The 22,952-nt window shown below is 66.5% G+C and carries 19 protein-coding genes; 16 read left to right on the top strand and 3 right to left on the bottom strand.

The annotated features are described in order from the left end of the window. Positions 1–159 precede the first annotated feature (159 nt). The 4 genes from NJH59_RS22455 (at position 160) to accC (ending at position 4,477) form a co-directional block, all read left to right on the top strand. Positions 160–1,929 (top strand): protein-disulfide reductase DsbD, encoded by a 1,770-nt coding sequence (locus tag NJH59_RS22455; protein ID WP_104572965.1) that lies wholly within the window; start codon positions 160–162, stop codon positions 1,927–1,929. Positions 1,930–2,101: 172 nt separating this feature from the next. Next, the gene (gene aroQ / locus NJH59_RS22450; RefSeq protein ID WP_043860461.1) at positions 2,102–2,554 is read left to right on the top strand and encodes a type II 3-dehydroquinate dehydratase; all 453 of its coding nucleotides are present in this window, start codon (positions 2,102–2,104) and stop codon (positions 2,552–2,554) included. A 91-nt stretch (positions 2,555–2,645) separates the two neighbouring features. Continuing rightward, a complete protein-coding gene (gene accB, locus NJH59_RS22445; RefSeq protein ID WP_043860462.1) occupies positions 2,646–3,104 on the top strand; it encodes an acetyl-CoA carboxylase biotin carboxyl carrier protein in 459 nt (152 codons plus the stop codon). 17 nt (positions 3,105–3,121) lie between these two features. Beyond that, positions 3,122–4,477 (top strand): acetyl-CoA carboxylase biotin carboxylase subunit, encoded by a 1,356-nt coding sequence (accC, locus tag NJH59_RS22440; RefSeq protein ID WP_043860463.1) that lies wholly within the window; start codon positions 3,122–3,124, stop codon positions 4,475–4,477. Positions 4,478–4,614: 137 nt separating this feature from the next. On the opposite strand, the gene NJH59_RS22435 is transcribed toward accC, so the two are convergent. Continuing rightward, positions 4,615–6,480: a sigma-54-dependent Fis family transcriptional regulator gene (locus NJH59_RS22435; protein ID WP_253087333.1), complete on the bottom strand. Its 1,866-nt coding sequence runs from the start codon at positions 6,478–6,480 to the stop codon at positions 4,615–4,617. A 268-nt stretch (positions 6,481–6,748) separates the two neighbouring features. Between NJH59_RS22435 and NJH59_RS22430 the strand changes: the two genes are divergently transcribed. The 12 genes from NJH59_RS22430 (at position 6,749) to NJH59_RS22375 (ending at position 21,582) form a co-directional block, all read left to right on the top strand. Continuing rightward, positions 6,749–7,807, top strand: coding sequence for an NAD(+)/NADH kinase (locus NJH59_RS22430; RefSeq protein WP_088514168.1), 1,059 nt, complete (start codon positions 6,749–6,751; stop codon positions 7,805–7,807). Between the two features lie 22 nt (positions 7,808–7,829). Beyond that, on the top strand, positions 7,830–8,807 hold the full coding sequence (locus NJH59_RS22425; protein WP_043860466.1) for a thiamine pyrophosphate-dependent dehydrogenase E1 component subunit alpha: 978 nt from the start codon (positions 7,830–7,832) through the stop codon (positions 8,805–8,807). Between the two features lie 39 nt (positions 8,808–8,846). Continuing rightward, positions 8,847–9,866 (top strand): alpha-ketoacid dehydrogenase subunit beta, encoded by a 1,020-nt coding sequence (locus tag NJH59_RS22420; RefSeq protein ID WP_058541559.1) that lies wholly within the window; start codon positions 8,847–8,849, stop codon positions 9,864–9,866. Next, positions 9,863–10,969, top strand: coding sequence for an acetoin dehydrogenase dihydrolipoyllysine-residue acetyltransferase subunit (locus NJH59_RS22415; RefSeq protein WP_116052632.1), 1,107 nt, complete (start codon positions 9,863–9,865; stop codon positions 10,967–10,969). Before NJH59_RS22420 ends, NJH59_RS22415 begins: the two co-directional genes overlap by 4 nt. A 224-nt stretch (positions 10,970–11,193) precedes the next feature. Further along, positions 11,194–12,072 carry a 50S ribosomal protein L11 methyltransferase gene (gene prmA, locus NJH59_RS22410; RefSeq protein WP_253087332.1) on the top strand — a complete coding sequence of 293 codons (879 nt, stop codon included), beginning with the start codon at positions 11,194–11,196 and terminating at the stop codon, positions 12,070–12,072. A gap of 40 nt (positions 12,073–12,112) precedes the next feature. Next, entirely contained in the window at positions 12,113–13,429 is a 1,317-nt protein-coding gene (locus NJH59_RS22405) for a DUF3426 domain-containing protein (protein ID WP_253087331.1), read from the top strand. Between the two features lie 207 nt (positions 13,430–13,636). Further along, the gene (dusB, locus tag NJH59_RS22400) at positions 13,637–14,650 is read left to right on the top strand and encodes a tRNA dihydrouridine synthase DusB (RefSeq protein WP_043860471.1); all 1,014 of its coding nucleotides are present in this window, start codon (positions 13,637–13,639) and stop codon (positions 14,648–14,650) included. Next, positions 14,647–14,967, top strand: coding sequence for a DNA-binding transcriptional regulator Fis (gene fis / locus NJH59_RS22395; protein WP_003186237.1), 321 nt, complete (start codon positions 14,647–14,649; stop codon positions 14,965–14,967). Before dusB ends, fis begins: the two co-directional genes overlap by 4 nt. Positions 14,968–15,049: 82 nt before the next feature. After that, positions 15,050–16,657, top strand: coding sequence for a bifunctional phosphoribosylaminoimidazolecarboxamide formyltransferase/IMP cyclohydrolase (gene purH / locus NJH59_RS22390; RefSeq protein WP_058541562.1), 1,608 nt, complete (start codon positions 15,050–15,052; stop codon positions 16,655–16,657). A gap of 123 nt (positions 16,658–16,780) precedes the next feature. After that, the gene (purD, locus tag NJH59_RS22385; RefSeq protein ID WP_043860473.1) at positions 16,781–18,076 is read left to right on the top strand and encodes a phosphoribosylamine--glycine ligase; all 1,296 of its coding nucleotides are present in this window, start codon (positions 16,781–16,783) and stop codon (positions 18,074–18,076) included. A 92-nt stretch (positions 18,077–18,168) separates the two neighbouring features. Next, positions 18,169–20,946 (top strand): hybrid sensor histidine kinase/response regulator, encoded by a 2,778-nt coding sequence (locus NJH59_RS22380; RefSeq protein WP_043860474.1) that lies wholly within the window; start codon positions 18,169–18,171, stop codon positions 20,944–20,946. A gap of 39 nt (positions 20,947–20,985) precedes the next feature. Further along, entirely contained in the window at positions 20,986–21,582 is a 597-nt protein-coding gene (locus NJH59_RS22375) for a MarC family protein (RefSeq protein WP_043860475.1), read from the top strand. 3 nt (positions 21,583–21,585) lie between these two features. Here the strand turns inward: NJH59_RS22375 and NJH59_RS22370 are convergent, their stop codons facing one another. Both NJH59_RS22370 and NJH59_RS22365 read right to left on the bottom strand, forming a co-directional pair. Then, complete coding sequence (locus tag NJH59_RS22370; RefSeq protein WP_043860476.1) at positions 21,586–22,239, bottom strand: hypothetical protein; 654 nt, start codon at positions 22,237–22,239, stop codon at positions 21,586–21,588. After that, the gene (locus tag NJH59_RS22365) at positions 22,226–22,951 is read right to left on the bottom strand and encodes a hypothetical protein (RefSeq protein ID WP_253087330.1); all 726 of its coding nucleotides are present in this window, start codon (positions 22,949–22,951) and stop codon (positions 22,226–22,228) included. The genes NJH59_RS22370 and NJH59_RS22365 overlap by 14 nt, the downstream gene beginning before the upstream one ends. Between the last annotated feature and the right edge of the window lies 1 nt (position 22,952).

The raw sequence follows: 22,952 nt of genomic DNA, 5'->3' as shown, positions 1-22,952 counted from the left end.
GGACTCTCGCGGGTCAAGCCCGCTCCCACAGGTATGCATCCTGATTGAGCCAGATGCATTGTCTGTGGGAGCGGGCTTGACCCGCGATGGGTTCAACTCGATTGCTCCTGCTCAAACTCCGTTATCATTGCCCCCACGTTCCCCCCAGCGAGACCGCTCATGCGTCGCCTGCTTTGCCTCCTGCTTCTGGTCCTGGCCCTGCCCGCCATGGGCGCCGGGCTGCTCGACAACCGCCCCAGCGCCACCCTCGGCGCACCGGGCCTGAACAACAGCGCCGACTTCCTGCCCGTGCGCGAAGCCTTCAAGCTCAACCTGATCCAGGGCGACGCCCAGGCCATCAAGCTGCGCTTCGTCACCACCGAGGGTTACTACCTCTATCGCCACCGCTTCCAGTTCCGTACCGAACCTGCCGACATCGCCCTGGGCACCGCGCAGCTACCTGCCGGCGAGGCCAAGCACGACGAGTACTTCGGCGACGTGGAGGTGTACCACGGCATCCTCGACATCGACCTGCCACGCACTGCCGACCAGCGCCCCTTCACCCTGGTGGTGAGCTATCAGGGCTGCGCCGACAAGGGCCTGTGCTACCCGCCGGAAACCGAGCGCCTGAGCATCGACGGCGTCGGCGCCGCGTCCACCGCCGCCGCCCCGGCCAGCAGCAATGCCTGGAGCTGGAAGGAAATGCTGCTGTTCTTTCTTGCCGGCGTCGGCCTGACTTTCACCCCCTGCGTGCTGCCGATGCTGCCGATCCTTTCCGGGGTGGTGCTGCGTGGCCAGGTCGGTGGCGGTCGCGGCCTGGCCCTGTCGCTGGCCTACGTGCTGCCGATGGCCGCCTGCTTCGCCCTGCTCGGCGCGCTGATGGGCCTGTTCGGCGCCCAGCTCAATTTGCAGGCACGCCTGCAATCGGCCTGGGTGCTGGTGCCCTTCGCGGCATTCTTCGTGGTATTCGCCCTGGCCATGTTCGGCCTGTTCGAACTGAAGCTGCCGCAGTTCATCAGCAGCCGCCTGGACCGCGTGGCCGGGCAGACCAAGGGCGGCTCGCTGCTGGGCGCCGCCGTACTCGGGGTGGTTTCCAGCCTGCTGGTCTCGCCCTGCGTGTCGGCGCCACTGGCTGGTGCGCTGCTATATATAAGCGCCAGCGGCGATGCCATCGGCGGGGCGCTGAAACTCTTCGCGCTGGGCCTGGGCATGGGCGCGCCGCTGCTGCTGGTGGCCACCGGCGGTGCGGCCTGGCTGCCCAAAAGCGGGCCGTGGCTGGTCACGGTGAAGAACGCCATCGGCGTGCTGCTGCTGGGCCTGGCCATCGGCCTGCTCAGCCGCGTGCTGCCCGGCCCGCTCACCCTGCTGCTGATCGGCCTGCTGGCAGCCGGCGTGGCGTTGTTCCTCGGCGCCCTGGAGTTCGGCGTGAAGACCACCGGCCAGCGCCTGGCGCAGCTGCTCGGCCTGTTGCTGCTGGCCTACGCGCTGGCCTGCTGGTACGGCGCCTTCAGTGGCCAGGCCGACCCGCTGCGGCCACTCCCCGCCCCCGCCAGCACCCCCTCGGCCGCACCGGTCAGCGCCTGGCAGACGGTTAACACCCCCGCCGCCCTGGATGGCCTGCTGGCCGAAGCCAGGGCGGCCGGGCAACCGCTGCTGCTGGACTGGTACGCCGACTGGTGCATCAGTTGCAAGGTGATCGAGCATGACGTGCTCGGCGATCCGGCCGTGCAGGCGCAACTGCAGGGCTACCGCCTGGTACGGTTCGACATCACCGAAAGCAACGCCGAGCAACGCGCGCTGCTGGACCGCTACCAGCTGTTCGGCCCGCCGGGCTTCCTGGTGTTTGCCGCGAACGGCAGCGAAAAAACCGACAGCAGGGTGATAGGCGAGGTAAAAGCCGGCGAATTTGCCGAACACCTGGCGCGCATTCGCAGCGAAGTGGGTCTATAACTGCTGGGGCCGCTTGAAAAGCGCCACGGATGACCGAAATTGGCAAGATAGTCATAAATTTCGCGCGAATCTCGGTCATCGTGCTGGCTATTGCAGGTAACTGGACAGTGCTCGGCAGTTTGCGGCATAGTCGCCGCGCTACGTTTTTGCCCGACAATAAAAGGAACCGCAGATGGCAACGCTACTGGTGCTGCATGGCCCCAACCTGAACCTGCTAGGCACCCGCGAACCGGGCGTCTACGGGGCCGTGACCCTGGCCCAGATCAACCAGGACCTGGAGCAGCGTGCACGCGCCGCCGGCCACCATCTGCAATACCTGCAAAGCAATGCCGAGTACGAACTGATCGATCGCATCCACGCCGCACGCAACGAAGGGGTGGACTTCATCCTGATCAATCCGGCGGCTTTCACGCACACAAGCGTCGCATTACGTGACGCATTGCTGGCGGTGAGCATCCCATTCATCGAAGTGCATCTGTCCAACGTGCACAAGCGCGAGCCGTTTCGCCACCACTCCTACTTTTCAGACGTCGCCGTAGGGGTGATCTGCGGCCTGGGCGCCACCGGCTATCGCCTGGCCCTGGAGTCCGCCCTGGAACACCTGGCAGCGCACGCCAAACCCTGAATAACCGAAGCCTGGCCGCAGGCCGGGCCGTGTACGAACGTTAACATTCACGTTTATACGACCCTGACCGACCCTTGGGAGTTGATGATTAATGGATATCCGTAAAGTCAAGAAACTGATCGAACTGCTGGAAGAGTCTGGCATCGACGAGCTGGAGATCAAGGAAGGCGAAGAGTCCGTCCGTATCAGCCGCCACAGCAAGACCCCGGCCCAGCAGTACTACGCGCCAGCCCCGATGGCTGCCGCACCGGCCGCCGCCCCTGTGGCCGCCGCTGCCCCGGCTGCCGCCGAAGCGCCAGCCGCGCCGAAGCTCAACGGCACCGTGGCCCGCTCGCCAATGGTCGGTACCTTCTACCGCAAAGCCTCGCCTACCTCGCCTGCCTTCGTCGAAGTCGGCCAGACCGTGAAGAAAGGCGACACCCTGTGCATCGTCGAAGCCATGAAAATGATGAACCACATCGAAGCTGAAACCAGCGGTGTGATCGAATCCATTCTGGTAGAAGACGGCCAGCCGGTTGAGTACGACCAGCCGCTGTTCACCATCGTTTGAACCGCGGAGAACCAACGATGCCAGCCAAGTTGGAAAAAGTCCTGATCGCCAACCGCGGGGAAATTGCCCTGCGGATCCTGCGCGCCTGCAAAGAGATGGGCATCAAGACCGTCGCCGTGCACTCCACCGCCGACCGCGAGCTGATGCACCTGGGCCTGGCCGACGAATCGGTATGCATTGGCCCGGCTTCGGCCACCCACTCCTACCTGCACATCCCGGCGATCATCGCAGCCGCTGAAGTGACCGGCGCCACCGCCATTCACCCAGGCTACGGTTTCCTCGCGGAAAACGCCGATTTCGCCGAGCAGGTCGAGAACTCCGGCTTCGCCTTCATCGGCCCCAAGGCCGACACCATCCGCCTGATGGGCGACAAGGTGTCGGCCAAGGACGCGATGATCAAGGCCGGCGTACCGACCGTTCCGGGTTCCGACGGCCCGCTGCCGGAAGACGAGGAAGAAGCCTTGCGCATCGGCCGTGAAGTCGGCTACCCGGTGATCATCAAGGCCGCCGGTGGCGGTGGTGGTCGCGGCATGCGCGTGGTGCACAAGGAAGAGGACCTGATCGCCTCGGCCAAGCTGACCCGCAGCGAAGCCGGCGCCGCCTTCGGCAACCCGATGGTGTACCTGGAGAAGTTCCTGACCAACCCGCGTCACGTGGAAGTCCAGGTACTGTCCGACGGCCAGGGCAACGCCGTGCACCTGGGTGACCGCGACTGCTCGCTGCAGCGCCGCCACCAGAAGGTGCTGGAAGAAGCGCCAGCCCCGGGTATCGACGAAAAGGCCCGCCAGGAAGTCTTCGCCCGCTGCGTCAAGGCGTGCATCGACATCGGCTACCGTGGTGCCGGCACCTTCGAGTTCCTCTACGAGAACGGCGCGTTCTACTTCATCGAAATGAACACCCGTGTTCAGGTGGAGCACCCGGTTTCGGAGATGGTCACCGGTATCGACATCGTCAAGGAGATGCTCAGCATCGCTGCTGGCAACAAGCTGTCGTTCACCCAGGATGACGTGGTGATTCGCGGTCACTCGCTGGAGTGCCGGATCAACGCCGAAGACCCGAAGAAGTTCATTCCAAGCCCGGGTACCGTCAAGCATTTCCACGCACCGGGCGGCAACGGCGTTCGCGTCGACTCGCACCTGTACAGTGGCTATGCGGTACCGCCGAACTACGACTCGCTGATCGGCAAGCTGATCACCTACGGCAAGGACCGTGACGAAGCCATGGCGCGCATGCGCAATGCGCTGGACGAGATCGTCGTCGACGGCATCAAGACCAACATCCCGCTGCACCGCGAACTGGTGCGCGATGAAGGTTTCTGCAAAGGTGGCGTGAACATTCACTACCTGGAACACAAGCTCGCCAACGACGAGTGATGCAGGTGTGATGTGAAAAAGACCCCGGCCTGGTGCCGGGGTCTTTTTTTTGTGTTGCCTTCTTCGCCGGCAAGGCCGGCTCCTACAGGGGAACGTCGAATCTGTAGGAGCCGGCCTTGCCGGCGAAGGCGCGCCGCCTAATGCTGCCCCATGCGCGGCATCTCGATGCCATGCGCATGCACCCGCCGGTACAAGGTGGCCCGCGAAATACCCAGCGCCTTGGCCGCCTCCCCCGGTTTCCAGCGATGGCGTACCAGCGCCTCCAGCAGCACCTGGCGCTGCGGGCTCATGCTGGTTTGCACCTGGCCCTGCACCTGCGCCCCGCGCACATCCGCCGGCAGGTCCTGCAACTGCAGCGTGCCACCGGCGCACACCGCGCAGGCGTAACGCAGCACCTGGCGCAACTGGCGCAGGTTACCCGGCCAGCGATACCCCAGCAGACACTCCAGCGCTGCCTCGCTCAAGCCCACGTCCACCCCGCAACCGGCCGCCTCCTCGGCCAGCAAGCGGTTGATCAAGGCCAGCCGGTCACTGCGCTCGCGCAGCGGCGGCAGCTCGAAGCGCGCATTGGCCAGGCGAAAGTACAGGTCTTCGCGAAAGCGCCCGTCGGCCACCCGCGCCGCTAGGTCGCGGTGCGTGGCGCAGATCACCTGGATATCCACACGCTCGCGCCTGGCCGCACCCAGCGGCGCCACCTCGCCTTCGGCCAGCACCCGCAGCAGGCGGGTCTGCAAGGCCAGCGGCATGTCGCCGATCTCGTCGAGAAACAGCGTGCCGCCATCGGCCTGCTGCAGCAGCCCGCGCATGCCCTTGCTGGAGGCCCCGGTAAACGCCCCGGCCACATAGCCGAACAGCTCGCTCTCGATCAGGCTCTCGGGAATCGCCGCGCAGTTGAGCGCCACGAACGGCTTGCCGGCCCGCGCGCTGCGTTCATGCAGCTGGCGCGCGAACACCTCCTTGCCCGCACCGGTCTCGCCCACCACCAGCACCGCCAGGTTGCAGTTCTTGACCCGCACCGCCAGGCGCAGGCTTTCCTCCACCCGTGCATCCACCCCGCCCGGCACCGGCACCACCCGCGCCGAACGCTGTGGCGAGCTGACCCGCACATGCAGCGCATCGCCATCGGCGCGCCAGCTCAGGCGCTGGGCCGACTCGTCGGTCACCGCGCGCAACTGGTCCAGGTCGAACAGCTGGCCGATATGCGCCGGCAGCTCGCCGTAGCGCGAGAGCAATGCCGAGCGCGCCAGGCTGTTGAGCGCCTGCAGGCGTCCGTCGGCATCCCAGGCCAGCAGAAAGTCCGGCTGGCTGTCCACATACCCCGGCGCGCTGTGCGCCCGCAGCACCCAATGCGCCTGGGCGTTGTGCATGAAAAACGCGTTCTCGATCTCCCGCGCGGTCTGCACCACCAGTTGGCGGATCAGGTGCTGGCTGCGCCGGTCGTCCGGCGACTGCAGCGCCGACACGTCGACCACCCCCAGCAGCTTGCCCTGCGGGTCGAACACCGGCGCCGCCGAGCAGGTCAGGCCGATGAACGCGGCGCGAAAGTGATCGCGCTTGTGCACCGTGACCGGCACCTGGCTGGTCAGTACCGCCGCCACCCCGCAGGTGCCCTCCTCGCCTTCCGACCAGCAGGTGCCCAGGTACAGGCCGGCCTTGCGGCAGTCGTTGCGCAGCGCGGCGTCGACGCGGTAGTCGATGGTGCGACCCTGCGCGTCGGTCAGCAGCACGCAGTAGTCGGCACCGCGCACCCGCTCGTGCAGGCGCGCCACCGCATCACTGGCAATGCGCATGAACAGCTCGGCGCGTTCGCGGCATTCGTTGAGCAGGGTTTGCGACAGGATGCGCGGCCCTTGCTGCGAGGAAGGGTCGAGGCGGTGCTGCTCCATCGAGCGGCGCCAGGAGTCGAGGATCAACGGCGGTACCGGCGCCTGGGGCTGGCGGTCGGCATTCTTGAGCACACGGCTGACACAGTCGACGTGGGCTCTGGAGTTCGCGGCAAGCATGGGGCCTCCGGTTCTCGTGTTCTTGTCGTTATGCGGCCCATTAAGCGCCGTTTGCCAGGCCCCGACAAGCACCGCCTGGGCAAGCGGCGCCGTGAGACGCAGCGTCTCGGCGTCTCGCCGCGGCGCTGCCCGCACTGCAACGCAGCGTCTTGCCGACACCCCGCGAGTACGCCCTTGGAATGCTGCGCAAAGGCTCTGGGTCAAGCCTTTCACCCAACCTGGCACCACCCTTGCTCCAGCCCTGGTACACAAGAACCAGAGGTGCGCCATGAGCCATCCCGCCCCCACCGTGGGCATCATCGTCAACCCGGCCTCGGGCCGCGACCTGCGCAGGCTTACCGCCAGCGCCGGCCTGTACTCCAGCACCGACAAGGCCTCGGCCGTGCAACGCCTGCTGGCCGCCTTCGCCGCCACCGGCATCCGGCGCGTGCTGCTGCCGCCGGACATGACCGGCATCGCCGCCGCCGTGCTCAAGGCCAGCAACGGCCCGCAGGCCGCCGGCCAGCGCTGGCCGCAACTGGACATCCTCGACATGCCGCTGCACCAGACCGTGGAGGACACCCGCCTGGCCGCGCGCCAGATGCTCGCCCGCGGGGTCGCACTGATCGCCGTGCTCGGCGGCGACGGCACCCACAAGGCGGTGGCCGCCGAGGTCGGCGACATTCCGCTGCTGACCCTTTCCACCGGTACCAACAACGCCTTCCCCGAATTGCGCGAGGCCACCAGCGCCGGGCTGGCCGGCGGGCTGTTCGCCGCCGGGCGCATCCCGGCCCAGGTGGGCCTGCGCCGCAACAAGCGCCTGCTGGTGCGCGACCCGGCGCGGGAGCTGTGCGAATGGGCGCTGGTGGAAGTCGCGGTGTCGCCGCAGCGCTTCATCGGCGCCCGCGCCCTGAGCCGCGCCGAAGACCTTGCCGAAGTCTTCGCCACCTTCGCCGAACCCCATGCCATCGGCCTCTCGGCGCTGTGCGGGCTGTGGTGCCCGGTGTCGCGCCACGCCGCCGAAGGCGCCTGGGTGCGTCTTAACGGCCAGGCCGAACAGGCGCTGCTGGCGCCGCTGGCCCCTGGCCTGGTGCAAGGCTGCGGCATCACCGCTGCCGGCCCGCTGGCACCGGGCGTCGCCTACTCCCTGAGCCTGTCCAGCGGCACCCTGGCGCTGGACGGCGAGCGCGAGATCGAGTTCAGCGAGCACGACCGTCCCACCGTCACCCTCGACGCCCACGGCCCCCTGAGCATCGACGTGGAGGCCGTACTGGCCTTCGCCGCCCGCCATCGCCTGCTGGCGGTAGGCCGCGAACACCCGCAACACCCTGCGCACCCTCAGTGCTGAGACAACCCTGGAGAACAACAAGATGTCCACTCACCTGAACACCGAGCAACTCCTGCATGCCTACCGGGTCATGCGCACCATCCGCGCCTTCGAAGAGCGCCTGCACATCGAGTTCGCCACCGGCGAGATCCCAGGCTTCGTGCACCTGTATGCCGGCGAAGAGGCGTCGGCCGCCGGGGTCATGGCGCACCTGCGCGACAGCGACTGCATCGCCTCCAACCACCGCGGCCACGGCCACTGCATCGCCAAGGGCGTGGACGTGCACGGCATGATGGCCGAGATCTACGGCAAGAAGACCGGCGTGTGCGGCGGCAAGGGCGGTTCGATGCATATCGCCGACCTGGAAAAGGGCATGCTCGGCGCCAACGGCATCGTCGGCGCCGGCGCGCCCCTGGTGGCCGGCGCTGCCCTGGCGGCCAAGCTCAAGGGCACCGATGACGTGGCCGTGGTGTTCTTCGGCGACGGCGGCTCCAACGAGGGTGCGGTGTTCGAGGCCATGAACCTGGCCGCGATCATGAACCTGCCGTGCATCTTCGTGGCCGAGAACAACGGCTACGCCGAGGCCACCGCCTCCAACTGGTCGGTGGCGTGCGACCACATCGCCGACCGCGCCGCCGGCTTCGGCATGCCCGGGGTGACCATCGACGGCTACGACTTCTTTGCCGTGCACGAGGCGGCCGGCGCCGCCATCGAGCGTGCCCGCAGCGGCCAGGGCCCGTCGCTGGTGGAGGTCAAGCTGACCCGCTACTACGGCCACTTCGAAGGCGACGCGCAAACCTACCGCGCCCCGGACGAGGTGAAGAACCTGCGCGAAACCCGCGACTGCCTGATGCAGTTCCGCCAGCGCACCACCCGCGCCGGGCTGCTCGGCGACGCCCAGCTGGACCTGGTGGATGCCCAGGTCGAGGACCTGATCGAAGACGCCGTGCGCCGCGCCAAGTCCGACCCCAAGCCCCAGCCTGCCGACCTGCTCAGCGACGTGTACGTCGCCTACCCCTGAGCACGCTGCCCTTACAACAAGAACAATCGGAGAATCATCATGGCGAGAAAAATCAGCTACCAGCAGGCCATCAACGAAGCCCTGGCCCAGGAAATGCGCCGCGACCCCACGGTGTTCATCATTGGCGAGGACGTCGCCGGCGGTGCCGGTGCACCGGGCGAGAATGACGCCTGGGGCGGTGTGCTCGGCGTCACCAAGGGCCTTTACGGGCAGTTCCCCGGCCGCGTGCTGGACGCGCCGCTATCGGAAATCGGCTATGTGGGCGCAGCGGTCGGCGCCGCCACCCAGGGCCTGCGCCCGGTGTGCGAACTGATGTTCGTCGACTTTGCCGGCTGCTGCCTGGACCAGATCCTCAACCAGGCAGCCAAGTTTCGCTACATGTACGGCGGCAAGGCGGTCACCCCGCTGGTGATGCGCACCATGGTCGGCGCCGGCCTGCGCGCCGCCGCCCAGCACTCGCAGATGCTCACCTCGCTGTGGACCCACATCCCGGGCCTGAAGGTGGTGTGCCCGTCGTCGCCGTATGACGCCAAGGGCCTGCTGATCCAGGCGATCCGCGACAACGACCCGGTGATCTTCTGCGAGCACAAGCTGCTCTACAGCCTGCAGGGCGAAGTGCCGGAAGAGGTCTACACCGTGCCGTTCGGCGAGGCCAACTTCTTGCGTGACGGCGACGACATCACTCTGGTGACCTACGGGCGCATGGTCCACCTGGCCATGGAGGCGGCGGCCAACCTGGCACGCCAGGGCATCGACTGCGAGGTGCTCGACCTGCGCACCACCAGCCCGATGGATGAAGACAGCATTCTCGAAAGCGTGGAAAAGACCGGCCGCCTGGTGGTGATCGACGAAGCCAACCCGCGCTGCTCGATGGCCACCGACATCAGTGCGCTGGTGGCGCAGAAAGCCTTCGGCGCACTCAAGGGCCCGATCGAGATGGTCACTGCGCCGCACACCCCGGTGCCGTTCTCCGACGCGCTGGAAGACCTCTACATCCCCACCGCCGCCAAGATCGAGGCTGCCGTGCACACAGTGATGAAAGGGAGGGACGCGGCATGAGCCAGATCCATACCCTGACCATGCCCAAGTGGGGCCTGTCGATGACCGAGGGGCGCATCGACACCTGGCTCAAGCAGGAAGGCGAGCACATCAGCAAGGGCGACGAGGTGCTGGACGTGGAGACCGACAAGATCTCCAGCAGCGTCGAGGCCCCGTTCAGCGGCGTGCTGCGACGTCAGATCGCCAGGCCCGACGAAACCCTGGCAGTGGGGGCGCTGCTGGCCGTGGTGGTCGAGGGCGAGGCCAGCGACGCGCAGATCGATGCGGTGGTGCAGCGCTTTCAGGCCGAGTTCGTGCCCGGTGACAGCGCCGAGCAGGACAGCGGCCCGGCGCCGCAGAAAGTCGAGCTGGACGGGCACCGGGTGCGCTACTTCGACCTCGGCGAAGGTGGTACGCCGCTGGTGTTGATCCACGGCTTCTGCGGCGACCTGAACAACTGGATGTTCAACCACCCGGCGCTGGCCGCCGAGCGCCGGGTGATCGCCCTCGACCTGCCCGGGCATGGCGAGTCGGGCAAGCACCTGCAACGCGGCGACCTGGATGAGCTGAGCCAGAGCGTGCTGGCCCTGCTCGATCACCTGGACCTGGGGCGCGTGCACCTGGCCGGGCACTCCATGGGTGGTGCGGTGGCCTTGAACCTGGCGCGGCTGGCACCTGCGCGGGTGCAGTCGCTGAGCCTGATCGCCAGCGCCGGGCTGGGGCGCGAGATCAATGGCGGCTACCTGCAGGGCATCGTTGCGGCGGCCAACCGCAACGCCCTGAAGCCGCAGATGACGCAGCTGTTCTCCGACCCCGGGCTGGTGACCCGGCAGATGCTCGAGGACATGCTCAGGTTCAAGCGCCTGGAGGGGGTGGACGAGGCCCTGCGACAACTGGCCGACGCACTGGCCAGCGACGGCGTGCAGCGTCACGATCTGCGCCCGGTGGTGGCGCAGCAGCCGACGCTGGTGCTGTGGGGCAGCGATGACGCGATCATCCCGGCCACCCATGTGGACGGCCTGCCAGCCGAGGTGGCGATACTGCCGGGCCAGGGGCACATGGTGCAGCTGGAAGCGGCCGAGCAGGTCAATGCGCGGCTGCTGGCGTTTTTGCGCGGGCACTGACCAGCACCGGTTTGTGTCTCGAGGGCTGCTCTGCAGCCCGATCGCGGGTCAAGCCCGCTCCCACAAGGATCACTGCCGTCTCTGTGGGAGCGGGCTTGACCCGCGATCACGCCAGTACAGACACTGCAGCGCCCCCGATACAAACCCCTCGCACTCAAGTAAACTGGCGCGCTTCGCGCAGCCCCCAGCGGCTGCCCTCCACGAATTACCCAAAGGTGCCCGCCATGCCCTGGCTGCAAGTACGTCTGGCCATCAGCCCGGAACAAGCCGAAACCTACGAAGATGCCCTGCTCGAAGTCGGCGCCGTCTCCGTCACCTTCATGGACGCCGAAGACCAGCCGATCTTCGAACCGGACCTCAACACCACCCCGCTGTGGTCGCACACCCACCTGCTGGCCCTGTTCGAAGCCGACGCCGAACCCGAGGCAGTGTTTGCCCACCTGCAACTGCTGACCGGGGCCGCCCTGCCCGAGCACCAGGCCGAAGTGATCGAAGACCAGGACTGGGAACGCAGCTGGATGGACAACTTCCAGCCCATGCGCTTCGGCCAGCGCCTGTGGATCGTGCCCAGCTGGCACGCCGCCCCCGAGCCGGACGCCGTCAACCTGCTGCTCGACCCGGGCCTGGCGTTCGGCACCGGCACCCACCCGACCACCGCCCTGTGCCTGGAATGGCTCGACGGCCAGGACCTGAACGGCACTGAAGTACTCGACTTCGGCTGCGGCTCAGGCATCCTCGCCATCGCCGCGCTGCTGCTGGGCGCACGCAAGGCGGTGGGCACCGACATCGACGTGCAGGCCATCGAGGCCTCGCGCGACAATGCCGGGCGCAACGGCATCGCCGACGTGCTGTTCGACCTGTACCTGCCCCAGGACATGCCGGCCATGCAGGCCGACGTGCTGGTGGCCAACATCCTCGCCGGCCCGCTGGTCTCGCTGGCCCCGCAGCTGTCCGGCCTGGTACGCCCCGGCGGCCTGCTGGCGCTGTCGGGCATCCTCGCCGAACAGGGCGATGAAGTGGCCGCCGCCTACGCCAAGGACTTCGACCTGGACCCGATCGCCGTGCGCGATGGCTGGGTACGCATCAGTGGTCGCCGGCGCTAACTGCGCCTAGACTACAACTCTGCACAACCCGGACCGCCGCATGACCGACAGTTTCGTCACCCAGTGCCCGCATTGCCAGACCAGCTTTCGCGTCAGCCACACTCAATTGAGTGTGGCCCGCGGGGTAGTGCGCTGCGGCAATTGCCTGCAGGTATTCAACGCCGCCAAGCAGCTGCTGGAGCAGAGTGCAGCGCAACAGGCGCTGCAGGTCGCCCCCGCGCTGCCGCCGGCAACGCCGTTGCCTGCGCCGGTGGCCGAAACCGAACATGCACCGCAGCCCGCGCCGATCAGCCAGCGCGAATGGACGGCCAGCGCGCTGGACGTCGACCTCGACCAACTGGACCTCGACCAGGAACTCGCCCGCCTGGAGCAACGCGAAATCCAGCCGATCAGCGAGTTCAAGCGCAGCCAGGCCGAAGACTTCGACCTGGCGCCACGCCGCGAGGACAGCCTCAGCGCCCAGCGCGACGGCCCGGACGACACCTCGTACACCGACAGCCTGTTCAGCAGCCCGGCCGACGAACGCGAAGCCCAGGCAACGCCGCAGCCGCCGCTGGTCGACGAACCCGTCCCGGCTACCGTGGCGCTGCCGGGCGAGCGCACCGAACCCTCGCTGTCGCTGGACCTGGACGGCCTGGATGACGAGCCCCCGCTGCGCGAGCAGCCCCTCCACGACCCCGACGTGGTGGCCGAGCACCTTTCGGCACGCGACCCGGGCGATGAGCCCGACGCGCCGGACCCGGCGTTCGACGACGCCCCGAATACCCGCCACGAACCCGACCTTGGCCCGATGGCCGCACGCTCGCCACGCAAGCCGGCGCTGGTCGACATCGTCGACGACCCGCTGCAGCTCGACTGGCAGAAGCCGCGCAGCCACTGGGGCCGGCGCCTGCTGTGGGCGCTGCTGACTCTGCTGGCTGGCGCGGCACTGGCTGGCCAGTACATCGCCTATCACTTCGACGAACTGGCCCGCCAGGACCAGTACCGCCCCTGGTTCCAGCAGCTGTGCCCGCAACTGGGCTGCGAAGTGCCTTCCAAGGTCGACATCGCCCGCATCAAGAGCAGCAACCTGGTGGTCCGCAGCCACCCGGACTTTGCCGGCGCGTTGATCGTGGACGCGATCATCTACAATCGTGCGCCCTTCTCGCAGCCATTCCCGCTGCTGGAGCTGCGGTTTGCCGACCTCAACGGCCAACTGATCGCCAGCCGTCGCTTCAAGCCCGGCGAGTACCTGAGCGGCGAGCTGGCCGGCAAGGCCGAAATGCCCAGCCAGACCCCGATCCACATCGCCCTGGACATCCTCGATCCGGGCCCGAAGGCGGTCAACTACAGCCTGAGCTTCCGCTCGCCGGAGTAAACCCAGCGACCAGCGGCAAGCTTCAGGCGGCAAGAGAAAAGCGCGGTATCACGCCACTCCTGCTTTTGGCTGGGGCTTGAAGCTTGTCGCTTGCCGCTCAAACTGTTCATATTTTATCCAGATCGACCTTTATCCGGTCACCGAGAGCGGGTATCATGCCCACCCTTTTTCGAACTCTAAGATCGGCCCCCACAACAGGGAACTCCTATGTCGGCGGTACGCATCGGCCCATACACACTGCAGAACGCCCTGATCCTTGCCCCTATGGCCGGGGTCACGGACCAGCCTTTTCGTCAGCTGTGCCGACGAATGGGCGCAGGCCTGGTGGTGTCCGAAATGGTCAGCAGCGACATGAGCCTGTGGAACAGCCGCAAGTCGCGCCTGCGCATGATTCACGATGGCGATCCCGAGCCCCGCTCGGTGCAGATCGCCGGCGGTGACGCGCAGATGCTCGCGGCCGCGGCCCGGGCCAATGTCGAGGCCGGCGCGCAGATCATCGATATCAACATGGGCTGCCCGGCAAAAAAAGTCTGCAACAAAGCTGCAGGCTCTGCTTTATTGAAGGATGAAGTGCTGGTCAACGAGATCCTCCAGGCGGTGGTCGCCGCCGTGGACGTACCCGTTACCCTCAAGATCCGCACCGGCTGGGACCGGGACAACAAGAATGGCCTGACCGTGGCGAAGATCGCCGAGCAGGCAGGCATTCAGGCACTGGCCGTACATGGCCGCACCCGTGCCGACCTGTACACCGGCGACGCCGAGTACGACACCATCGCCGCCATCAAGCAGGCGGTGTCGATACCGGTATTTGCCAATGGCGACATCACGTCGCCGCAAAAGGCCCGACAGGTGCTCGACGCCACCGGCGCCGACGGCCTGCTGATCGGCCGCGCCGCCCAGGGGCGGCCGTGGATCTTTCGCGAGGTCGAGCACTACCTGCGCACCGGCGAGCTGTTGCCGGCACCGCAGTTGGCTGAAGTGGAACGAATTCTGCTGGAGCACCTGGCCGCGCTGCACGCCTTCTATGGCGATGTGATGGGTGTGCGTATCGCCCGCAAGCATGTGGGCTGGTACCTGGCAACGTTACCGGGCGCCAGGGAGTTTCGCGCCCGCTTCAATGGTTTGGAAGAAACACACGCGCAGTGCGCCGACGTTCGCGAGTTTTTCCGCGAACGTGAACAGAGCCTTGAGACAGAGGACGGACAAGGGGTGGCCGCATGACGATGATGACCGAGACTTTAGTGAGTGGAACAACGCCCGTGAGCGACAACGTCAACCTGAAACAGCACCTGAACACCCCGAGCGAAGAGGGCCAGACCCTTCGCGGGAGCGTGGAGAAGGCGCTGCACAACTACTTTGCGCACCTCGAGGGCGCTGCTGTCACGGACGTGTACAACCTGGTGCTCTCTGAAGTCGAGGCACCCTTGCTCGAAAGCGTGATGAACTACGTCAAGGGCAACCAGACCAAGGCCAGCGAGCTGCTGGGGCTCAACCGGGGCACCTTGCGCAAGAAGCTCAAGCAGTACGATCTGCTGTAACAACGAATCCACACCAGAAAAGGCGGCTCCCATTCGATGAGGTCGCCTTTTTTGCTGACTCCACCGCGTTATGGAATCTGAAATGACCGACCAGACTACCCGCCTGCCGATCCGCCGCGCCTTGATCAGCGTTTCCGACAAGACCGGAATCCTCGAATTCGCCCGTGAGCTGCAACAGCTCGGCGTCGAGATCCTGTCCACCGGTGGCACCTTCAAGTTGCTCCAGGACAATGGCGTCGCCGCGGTGGAAGTTGCCGACTACACCGGCTTTGCCGAAATGATGGACGGCCGGGTCAAGACCCTGCACCCCAAGATCCACGGTGGCATCCTCGGCCGTCGCGGTACCGATGACGCCATCATGGCCGAGCACGGGATCAAGCCGATCGACCTGGTCGCCGTCAACCTGTACCCCTTCGAAGCCACCATCTCCAAGCCGGGCTGCGACCTGCCGACCGCCATCGAGAACATCGACATCGGCGGCCCGACCATGGTTCGCTCGGCGGCCAAGAACCACAAGGACGTGGCCATCGTGGTCAACGCCAGCGACTACGGCCAGGTACTCGAGAGCCTCAAGGCCGGTGGCCTGACCTACGCCCAGCGCTTCGACCTGATGCTCAAGGCGTTCGAGCACACCGCCGCCTACGACGGCATGATCGCCAACTACATGGGCACCGTGAACCAGTCGGCCGACACCCTGAGCACCGAAGACCGCAGCCAGTTCCCGCGCACCTTCAACAGCCAGTTCGTCAAGGCCCAGGAAATGCGCTACGGCGAGAACCCGCACCAGAGCGCGGCGTTCTACGTCGAGGCCAAGCCGAGCGAGGCCGGCATCGCCACCGCCACCCAGCTGCAGGGCAAGGAGCTGTCGTACAACAACGTGGCCGACACCGACGCCGCGCTGGAATGCGTCAAGAGCTTCGTCAAGCCGGCCTGCGTGATCGTCAAGCACGCCAACCCGTGCGGCGTGGCCGTCAGCCCGGACGCCGAGGGCGGCATCCGCCAGGCCTACGAGCTGGCCTACGCCACCGATACCGAATCAGCCTTCGGCGGCATCATCGCGTTCAACCGCGAGCTGGATGCCGAAACCGCCAAGGCCATCGTCGAGCGTCAGTTCGTCGAAGTGATCATCGCCCCGAGCGTGAGCGAAGAAGCCCGCGCCGTGGTGGCCGCCAAGGCCAACGTGCGCCTGCTGGCGTGCGGCCAGTGGTCGGCCGAGCGTGCCGCTGCCTGGGACTACAAGCGCGTCACCGGCGGCCTGCTGGTACAGAGCCGCGACATCGGCATGATCACCGAGGGCGACCTGAAGGTGGTGACCAAGCGTGCGCCGACCGAGCAGGAAATCCACGACCTGATCTTCGCCTGGAAAGTGGCCAAGTACGTCAAGTCCAACGCCATCGTCTATGCCAAGAACCGCCAGACCATCGGTGTCGGCGCCGGCCAGATGAGCCGCGTGAACTCGGCGCGCATTGCCGCGATCAAGGCCGAGCATGCCGGCCTGCAGGTACAGGGTGCGGTCATGGCCTCGGATGCGTTCTTCCCGTTCCGCGACGGTATCGACAACGCGGCCAAGGTGGGTATCACTGCGGTGATCCAGCCAGGCGGTTCGATGCGTGATGCCGAGGTGATTGCCGCGGCCGACGAAGCCGGCATCGCGATGGTGTTCACCGGCATGCGCCACTTCCGTCACTGATCCACTGCGTGTAGGAGCCGGCGTTGCCGGCGAATGGGCCCGCCCGGTCAACGCGGTGCGACCTTCGCCGGCAACGCCGGCTCCTACAGTTACTCTCCGAATTAGCGTCATCGAGGTTTTGACATGAACGTTTTGATCATCGGTAGCGGCGGCCGCGAACACGCCCTGGCCTGGAAAGTTGCCCAGGACCCTCGCGTCGAGACTGTCTTCGTCGCCCCCGGCAACGCCGGCACCGCCACCGAAGCCAAGTGCAAGAACGTCGACATCGACGTCACCGCCCTGGACCAACTGGCCGACTTTGCCGAGAAGAACGTCGCCCTGACCATCGTCGGCCCCGAGGGCCCGTTGGTGGCCGGCGTGGTCGACCTGTTCCGCAGCCGCGGCCTGGACTGCTTCGGCCCCACCAAGGGCGCGGCGCAGCTGGAAGGCTCCAAGGCCTTCACCAAGGACTTTCTGGCCCGTCACAAGATCCCGACCGCCGACTACCAGAACTTCACCGAAGTGGAGCCGGCCCTGGCCTACCTGCGCGAAAAAGGCGCACCGATCGTGATCAAGGCCGACGGCCTGGCCGCGGGCAAGGGCGTGATCGTCGCCATGACCCTGGCTGAAGCCGAGGACGCGGTACGCGACATGCTCGCCGGCAATGCCTTCGGCGACGCCGGTTCGCGCGTGGTCATCGAAGAGTTCCTCGACGGCGAGGAAGCCAGCTTCATCGTCATGGTCGACGGGCAGAACGTGCTGCCGATGGCCACCAGCCAGGACCACAAGCGCGTCGGCAACGCCGACACCGGCCCCAACACCGGCGGCATGGGCGCCTACTCGCCAGCCCCGGTGGTCACCGCCGAGGTCCACCAGCGCGTGATGGACCAGGTGATCTGGCCGACCGTCAACGGCATGGCTGCCGAAGGCAACGTGTACACCGGCTTCCTGTATGCCGGGCTGATGATCGACAAGGCCGGCAACCCCAAGGTCATCGAGTTCAACTGCCGCTTCGGCGACCCGGAAACCCAGCCGGTGATGCTGCGCCTGGAATCGAGCCTGGTGCTGCTGATCGAAGCGGCGTTCGCCAAGGCCCTGAACAAGGTCGAAGCGCAGTGGAACCCGCAGCCGAGCCTGGGCGTTGTACTGGCCGCCGGCGGCTACCCGGGCGACTACGCCAAGGGCGCACCGATCAGCGGCCTGGACGCCGCAGCCAAGCTCACCGGCAAGGTTTTCCATGCCGGTACCGCCCTCAAGGACGGCCAGGTGGTCACCAGCGGTGGTCGCGTACTGTGTGCCACTGCCCTGGGTGAGACCGTCGAAGCCGCGCAGCAGCAGGCCTACCGCCTGGCCGCCGAAATCGAGTGGGACGGCAGTTTCTACCGCACCGACATCGGCTACCGCGCCATCGCCCGTGAACGTGGCGAGCACCAGGAGTAAGCTGACACGGCAAGGCTCCAAAGGGGCCTTGCCTTCGGCTTGGCACGCCGCGCATAGTTGCAAACCGGCATTTGGCTAGGAAGGGATATCTCGTGCGTTGGCTCAGGATTGCCATTGGACTCACCGTCAGCCTGCTGACTCTGCTCTGCCTGTTCCCGGCCACGGCCGATTCGGGCAGTGGGTGGTCGGTATTGCTCGACGATCAGGCCAACCTGCAACTGAGCGACATCCGTTCCGAGCGTTACCGTAACCAGTTCAGTCCCATCGAGCTCAACCAGCTCGATGCCGCCGAGCCCCAGCAGGCGCTCTGGCTGCATTACCACCTGCCCCCACACCAGCCCGAACAGGTACTGCGCCTGTTCGCCCCGGACCTGTCGCACCTGAACCTGTATGTGGTCGACGGCGCCCGGCTGATCGAGCAGTCCCACAACGGCCGCCCGGACACCAACGGCCCGGTGAGCCTGACCACCAACGATCACCTGCTGGCGGTGCCGAGCAGCGACCAGGCCCAGGACCTCTACCTGCGGCTGGTCTCCGAGCACCAGCTGCGGCCCGGCATCAGCCTGATGCCCGCCGTGAGCGCCGCCGCCGACCAGCGCCAGCCACTGCTGTTCGGGTTGCTGTTCGGCTGCATGGGCATGCTGATCCTGCACAACCTGGTGCGCTTCGGCTATTCGCGCTCCACCAGCAGCCTGTGGCTGGCCGGCTACCACAGCCTGATGCTGCTCAGCGCGCTGATCCTGCTCAACCTGAGCGGGCCGTGGAACCTCTGGCAGACTTCGCAGACCCCGGCCGCCTACCTCACCGCCCTGCTCGCCAGCCTCTGCGGGCTGGCCTTCACCCTGCGCTTCTTCGCCCCCCTGCAGCAGCCGCGCCTGGCCCGCCTGCTGCAAGGCGAGATCCTGCTGATCGCCATCGGCGGCCTGTTGCTGCTGTTCGTCGACACCTTGCCGTTGAACCTGGCCACCTACGCGCTGGTGGCCCTGGCCAGCCTGAGCATGCTGATCACGGCCGTTTGCCACTGGGTGCGCGGCTTCGCCCCGGCGCGCCTGTTCAGCCTGGCCATGCTGGTGTTCAACCTGGGCTGCCTGGTGGTGCTGCCGGCGCTGCTGGGCCTTACCCGCACCCCCACCGAATGGCTGCTGTTCATCCTGCTGGGGTTCACCGCCTTCACCGGCCTTCTGCTCAACATGGCCCTGGGCGAGCGCCTGCGCAGCATCAGCGAGGCGCGCTTCAGCGCCAGCCGCGAGCTGGCCGCCAGCACCGCCGAAATCAACGCCAAGGCAGAGTTTCTGGCACGCATCAGCCACGAGATCCGCACCCCGATGAACGGTGTGCTGGGCATGACCGAACTGCTGCTGGGCACCCCGCTGTCGGTCAAGCAGCGCGACTATGTACAGACCATCCACAGTGCCGGCAACGAGCTGCTGACCCTGATCAACGAGATCCTCGACATCTCCAAGCTCGAGTCCGGCCAGATCGAGCTGGATGACGTGCAGTTCGACCTCAACGCCCTGATCGAGGACTGCCTGAGCATCTTCAGGGCCAAGGCCGAACAGCAGAACATCGAACTGATCAGCTTCACCCAGCCACAGGTGCCGCGGGTCATCAGCGGTGACCCCACGCGCCTGCGCCAGGCCCTGCTGAGCCTGCTGGAAAACGCCCTGAAAAAGACCGAGCAGGGCGAGATCCTGCTGGTGGTGGCACTGGACCAGCGCGGCAGCAGCCCGCGCCTGCGCCTGGCCGTGCAGGACAGCGGCGAACCGATCCCGCCCAGCGAGCGCGAGGCACTGCTGCAGGCCGAGTTGCACAGCGAGCACGTGCTGTCGAGCAACAAGCTCGGCGGCCTGCTGGGCCTGGTGATCGCCAAGCAACTGATCGCCCTGATGCAGGGCGAGTTCGGCATCAAGACCAGCCACAACCAGGGCAACACCCTGTGGATGACCCTGCCGCTGGACCCGCAGCGCCTCGAACAGCCCGCCGCCGACCTCGACGGCCCGCTGCGCGATGCCCGGGTGCTGGTGGTGGACGACAACGACACCTGCCGCAAGGTGCTGGTGCAGCAGTGCAGCGCCTGGGGCATGAACGTGAGCGCCGTGCCCTCGGGCAAGGAAGCCCTGGCGCTGCTGCGCACCAAGGCGCACCTGCGTGACTACTTCGATGCCGTGCTGCTCGACCAGAACATGCCCGGCATGACCGGCATGCAACTGGCTGCCAAGATCAAGGAAGATCCGAGCCTGAACCACGACATCCTGATCATCATGCTCACCGGCATCACCAATGCGCCGAGCAAGGTCATCGCCCGCAACGCCGGGGTCAAGCGCATCCTGGCCAAGCCCGTGGCCGGCTACACCCTCAAGACCACCCTGGCCGAAGAACTGGCCCAGCGCAGCAAGGGCCAGATGCTCGGCATGCAGCCGCCCAGCCTGGCCACCCCGCTGGACGTGCCCGCCGACTTCCGCATCCTGGTGGCCGAAGACAACAACATCTCCACCAAGGTGATCCGCGGCATGCTCGGCAAGCTCAACCTGGAGCCCGACACCGCCAGCAACGGCGAGGAAGCCCTGCAGGCCATGAAGGCGCAGCGCTACGACCTGGTGCTGATGGACTGCGAGATGCCGGTGCTGGACGGTTTCTCGGCCACCCAGCAGCTGCGCGCCTGGGAGGCGGTCAGCCTGCGCCCGCGCACGCCGGTGGTGGCGCTGACCGCGCACATCCTGGCCGAGCACAAGGAGCGCGCACGCCAGGCCGGCATGGACGGGCACATGGCCAAGCCGGTGGAGCTGTCGCAACTGCGCGAACTGATCGAATACTGGGTGGCCCACCGCAAGCCCCACGAGCAGCCCGACAACGCGCCCGTCCCCCACTGATACACTTGCCCAACGCCCCCTTTGCCGCGAGCCCACGCCATGCTCCATGAGTTGTTCAGCGTCTACCTGAAGATGCTCGTGCTCTACAGCCCGTTCTTCGTCCTGTCCTGCTTCATCAGCCTGACCCGCGGCCACTCCAGCAAGGAGCGCAAGCAGCTGGCCTGGCGCGTGGCGCTGGCGGTACTGATCGCCAGCGTGCTGCTGTACCTGTTCGGGCGGGCAATCTTCGGCATCTTCGGCATCACCCCCGACGCGTTTCGCATCGGCGCCGGCAGCGTGCTGTTCATCTCGGCGCTGGGCATGGCCCAGGGCAAGTCGGCGGTCAACACCGACAACGTGCAGCAGGACGTGACCATCGTGCCGTTGACCATCCCGCTGACCGTCGGCCCCGGCACCATCGGTGCGCTGCTGGTGATGGGCGTCAGCCAGCCGCACTGGGACGACAAGCTGCTGGCCATCGTGAGTATCGCCCTGGCCAGCTTCACCGTTGGCCTGGTGCTGTTTCTGTCGCACCGCATCGAACGGCTGCTTGGCGACCAGGGCCTGCAGATCGTCAGCCGGCTGATGGGCCTGTTCGTGTGCGCCCTGGCGGCGCAGATCATCTTCACCGGGATCAAGGGCTACCTGGTGCTCTAGCCCCTACCGGTCCTGGAAGAAACCTTCCGAGAGTGCCCGGGTCTGGGCCAGTACGAACGTGCGATGGCTCGCGTACGCCTGGCGATCGAACAGGTAGCAGCCACCATGGGGCGTCAGGGTCACGTAGCGCCGGTAGGTATCGGTCAGAAAGCCGTGTTCGACGTCCACTTCAAAGCGCATCACCAGCCCGCAGAAACACAGCATGGGCTGGTTGCGTCGATCGGTGAAACAGGGCGTGACCTTGCAGTGCATGGCCTTCTCCACGTCGCGCCTGGGCATGGCCGAAGACTCGAAGTGGCGTCGGGCCTTGGTCTCCAGGTCGAGGTCGCGCAGCGACTGGCTGATCACCTGGTGAAACAGCACCTCGGCGTCCCGCTGTACCACCGTGACCTCGAAGGCACGCACCTGCGCCAGGTCGTGGGCAGCCGTGGACACCGACGACAGAAAGCTGATCAGGCGGCAACCATGCCGCAGCAGGCAGGCATGGTGGAACTCATTCCAGGCCTGCGGCGAGGCATGCTGACCAACCGCTTTGCTGGCGTACATCTCGGCGTACACCATCAGGTCCATCATGTCCTGCATGTCGGCAGGGTCCATGCCCTCACCGAACGACACCCGGTTGTCGCCGATCACCTGCGAACGTTCAGTGGAGGTCATGGGTGCCCCCTTGCAGCGAGCAGTCGGCCTTGGCCTTGGCCTGCGGCACCACCCGCCTGAGCACAACGGCATCGTCCTCCAGGGCTGCCACTGTCATGTCGCGCAGTCGCGCATAGCGCGCAACCGACAACTGCTTGTGGCTGTAGAAGAACAGCGCGTCGCCCGGGCTGTCGACCCCGCAGAACGTCTGGTGCAGAAAGTCCTGCTGAAGCGGCACCACCAGCGCCAGGCTCACAAACAGGCTGAACACCTGGTCTGGCGCAGTACACGCACTGAGCTGGAAGTTGATCGCCGTGCGCTGGCTGGCCTGGCTGTGCGCGAGCACCTGGGCACGAAACAGCTGGCGCGCCGGGTGCTCGTAGGCCAGTTCGCAAATCTGCTCCAGCATGTCGGTCATCTGCCGCACGATGGCCGCAGGCAACTTCTTCTTCAGGTGCCTGGTCACCAGCGCGACGATGCTCAGGTCATCCAGGCCGGCGAACCTGGACACATCGGACTGCACGGTCTGGGTGCTCCACATGAGCTGGCCCAGGCCGTCCACATTGCGCTTGAACCAGGCCCGGGGGTTGGCGGTGACCAGGCCGTCCTGGTTGGCCGACACCTGCGCCAGCAAGTGGGAGTTCAATACATCATCCCTGTCCGGTGCGCTCAACCCGCCGGGAAATGAAATCAGCTGCGCACCATTGACCCATGTCTCGTACTGCATTGCCATG

Origin of the sequence: Pseudomonas sp. VE 267-6A, assembly GCF_024126555.1 — a bacterium.
In the GTDB taxonomy this organism is placed as follows: domain Bacteria; phylum Pseudomonadota; class Gammaproteobacteria; order Pseudomonadales; family Pseudomonadaceae; genus Aquipseudomonas; species Aquipseudomonas palmensis.
Note: the sequence above shows the minus strand (reverse complement) of the source record. Positions and strands in the feature narration are given on the sequence as shown.

What these genes read in the sequence shown, in the direction of transcription:
- NJH59_RS22435 (WP_253087333.1), bottom strand. Translation starts at nt 6,480, where the DNA reads ATGCTTGCCGCGAACTCCAGAGCCCACGTCGACTGTGTCAGCCGTGTG.
- prmA (WP_253087332.1), top strand. Translation starts at nt 11,194, where the DNA reads ATGCCCTGGCTGCAAGTACGTCTGGCCATCAGCCCGGAACAAGCCGAA.
- NJH59_RS22365 (WP_253087330.1), bottom strand. Translation starts at nt 22,951, where the DNA reads ATGGCAATGCAGTACGAGACATGGGTCAATGGTGCGCAGCTGATTTCA.
- NJH59_RS22415 (WP_116052632.1), top strand. Translation starts at nt 9,863, where the DNA reads ATGAGCCAGATCCATACCCTGACCATGCCCAAGTGGGGCCTGTCGATG.
- NJH59_RS22370 (WP_043860476.1), bottom strand. Translation starts at nt 22,239, where the DNA reads ATGACCTCCACTGAACGTTCGCAGGTGATCGGCGACAACCGGGTGTCG.
- NJH59_RS22405 (WP_253087331.1), top strand. Translation starts at nt 12,113, where the DNA reads ATGACCGACAGTTTCGTCACCCAGTGCCCGCATTGCCAGACCAGCTTT.
- NJH59_RS22425 (WP_043860466.1), top strand. Translation starts at nt 7,830, where the DNA reads ATGTCCACTCACCTGAACACCGAGCAACTCCTGCATGCCTACCGGGTC.
- dusB (WP_043860471.1), top strand. Translation starts at nt 13,637, where the DNA reads ATGTCGGCGGTACGCATCGGCCCATACACACTGCAGAACGCCCTGATC.
- NJH59_RS22430 (WP_088514168.1), top strand. Translation starts at nt 6,749, where the DNA reads ATGAGCCATCCCGCCCCCACCGTGGGCATCATCGTCAACCCGGCCTCG.
- purD (WP_043860473.1), top strand. Translation starts at nt 16,781, where the DNA reads ATGAACGTTTTGATCATCGGTAGCGGCGGCCGCGAACACGCCCTGGCC.
- purH (WP_058541562.1), top strand. Translation starts at nt 15,050, where the DNA reads ATGACCGACCAGACTACCCGCCTGCCGATCCGCCGCGCCTTGATCAGC.
- fis (WP_003186237.1), top strand. Translation starts at nt 14,647, where the DNA reads ATGACGATGATGACCGAGACTTTAGTGAGTGGAACAACGCCCGTGAGC.
- aroQ (WP_043860461.1), top strand. Translation starts at nt 2,102, where the DNA reads ATGGCAACGCTACTGGTGCTGCATGGCCCCAACCTGAACCTGCTAGGC.
- accC (WP_043860463.1), top strand. Translation starts at nt 3,122, where the DNA reads ATGCCAGCCAAGTTGGAAAAAGTCCTGATCGCCAACCGCGGGGAAATT.
- NJH59_RS22420 (WP_058541559.1), top strand. Translation starts at nt 8,847, where the DNA reads ATGGCGAGAAAAATCAGCTACCAGCAGGCCATCAACGAAGCCCTGGCC.
- NJH59_RS22455 (WP_104572965.1), top strand. Translation starts at nt 160, where the DNA reads ATGCGTCGCCTGCTTTGCCTCCTGCTTCTGGTCCTGGCCCTGCCCGCC.
- NJH59_RS22375 (WP_043860475.1), top strand. Translation starts at nt 20,986, where the DNA reads ATGCTCCATGAGTTGTTCAGCGTCTACCTGAAGATGCTCGTGCTCTAC.
- accB (WP_043860462.1), top strand. Translation starts at nt 2,646, where the DNA reads ATGGATATCCGTAAAGTCAAGAAACTGATCGAACTGCTGGAAGAGTCT.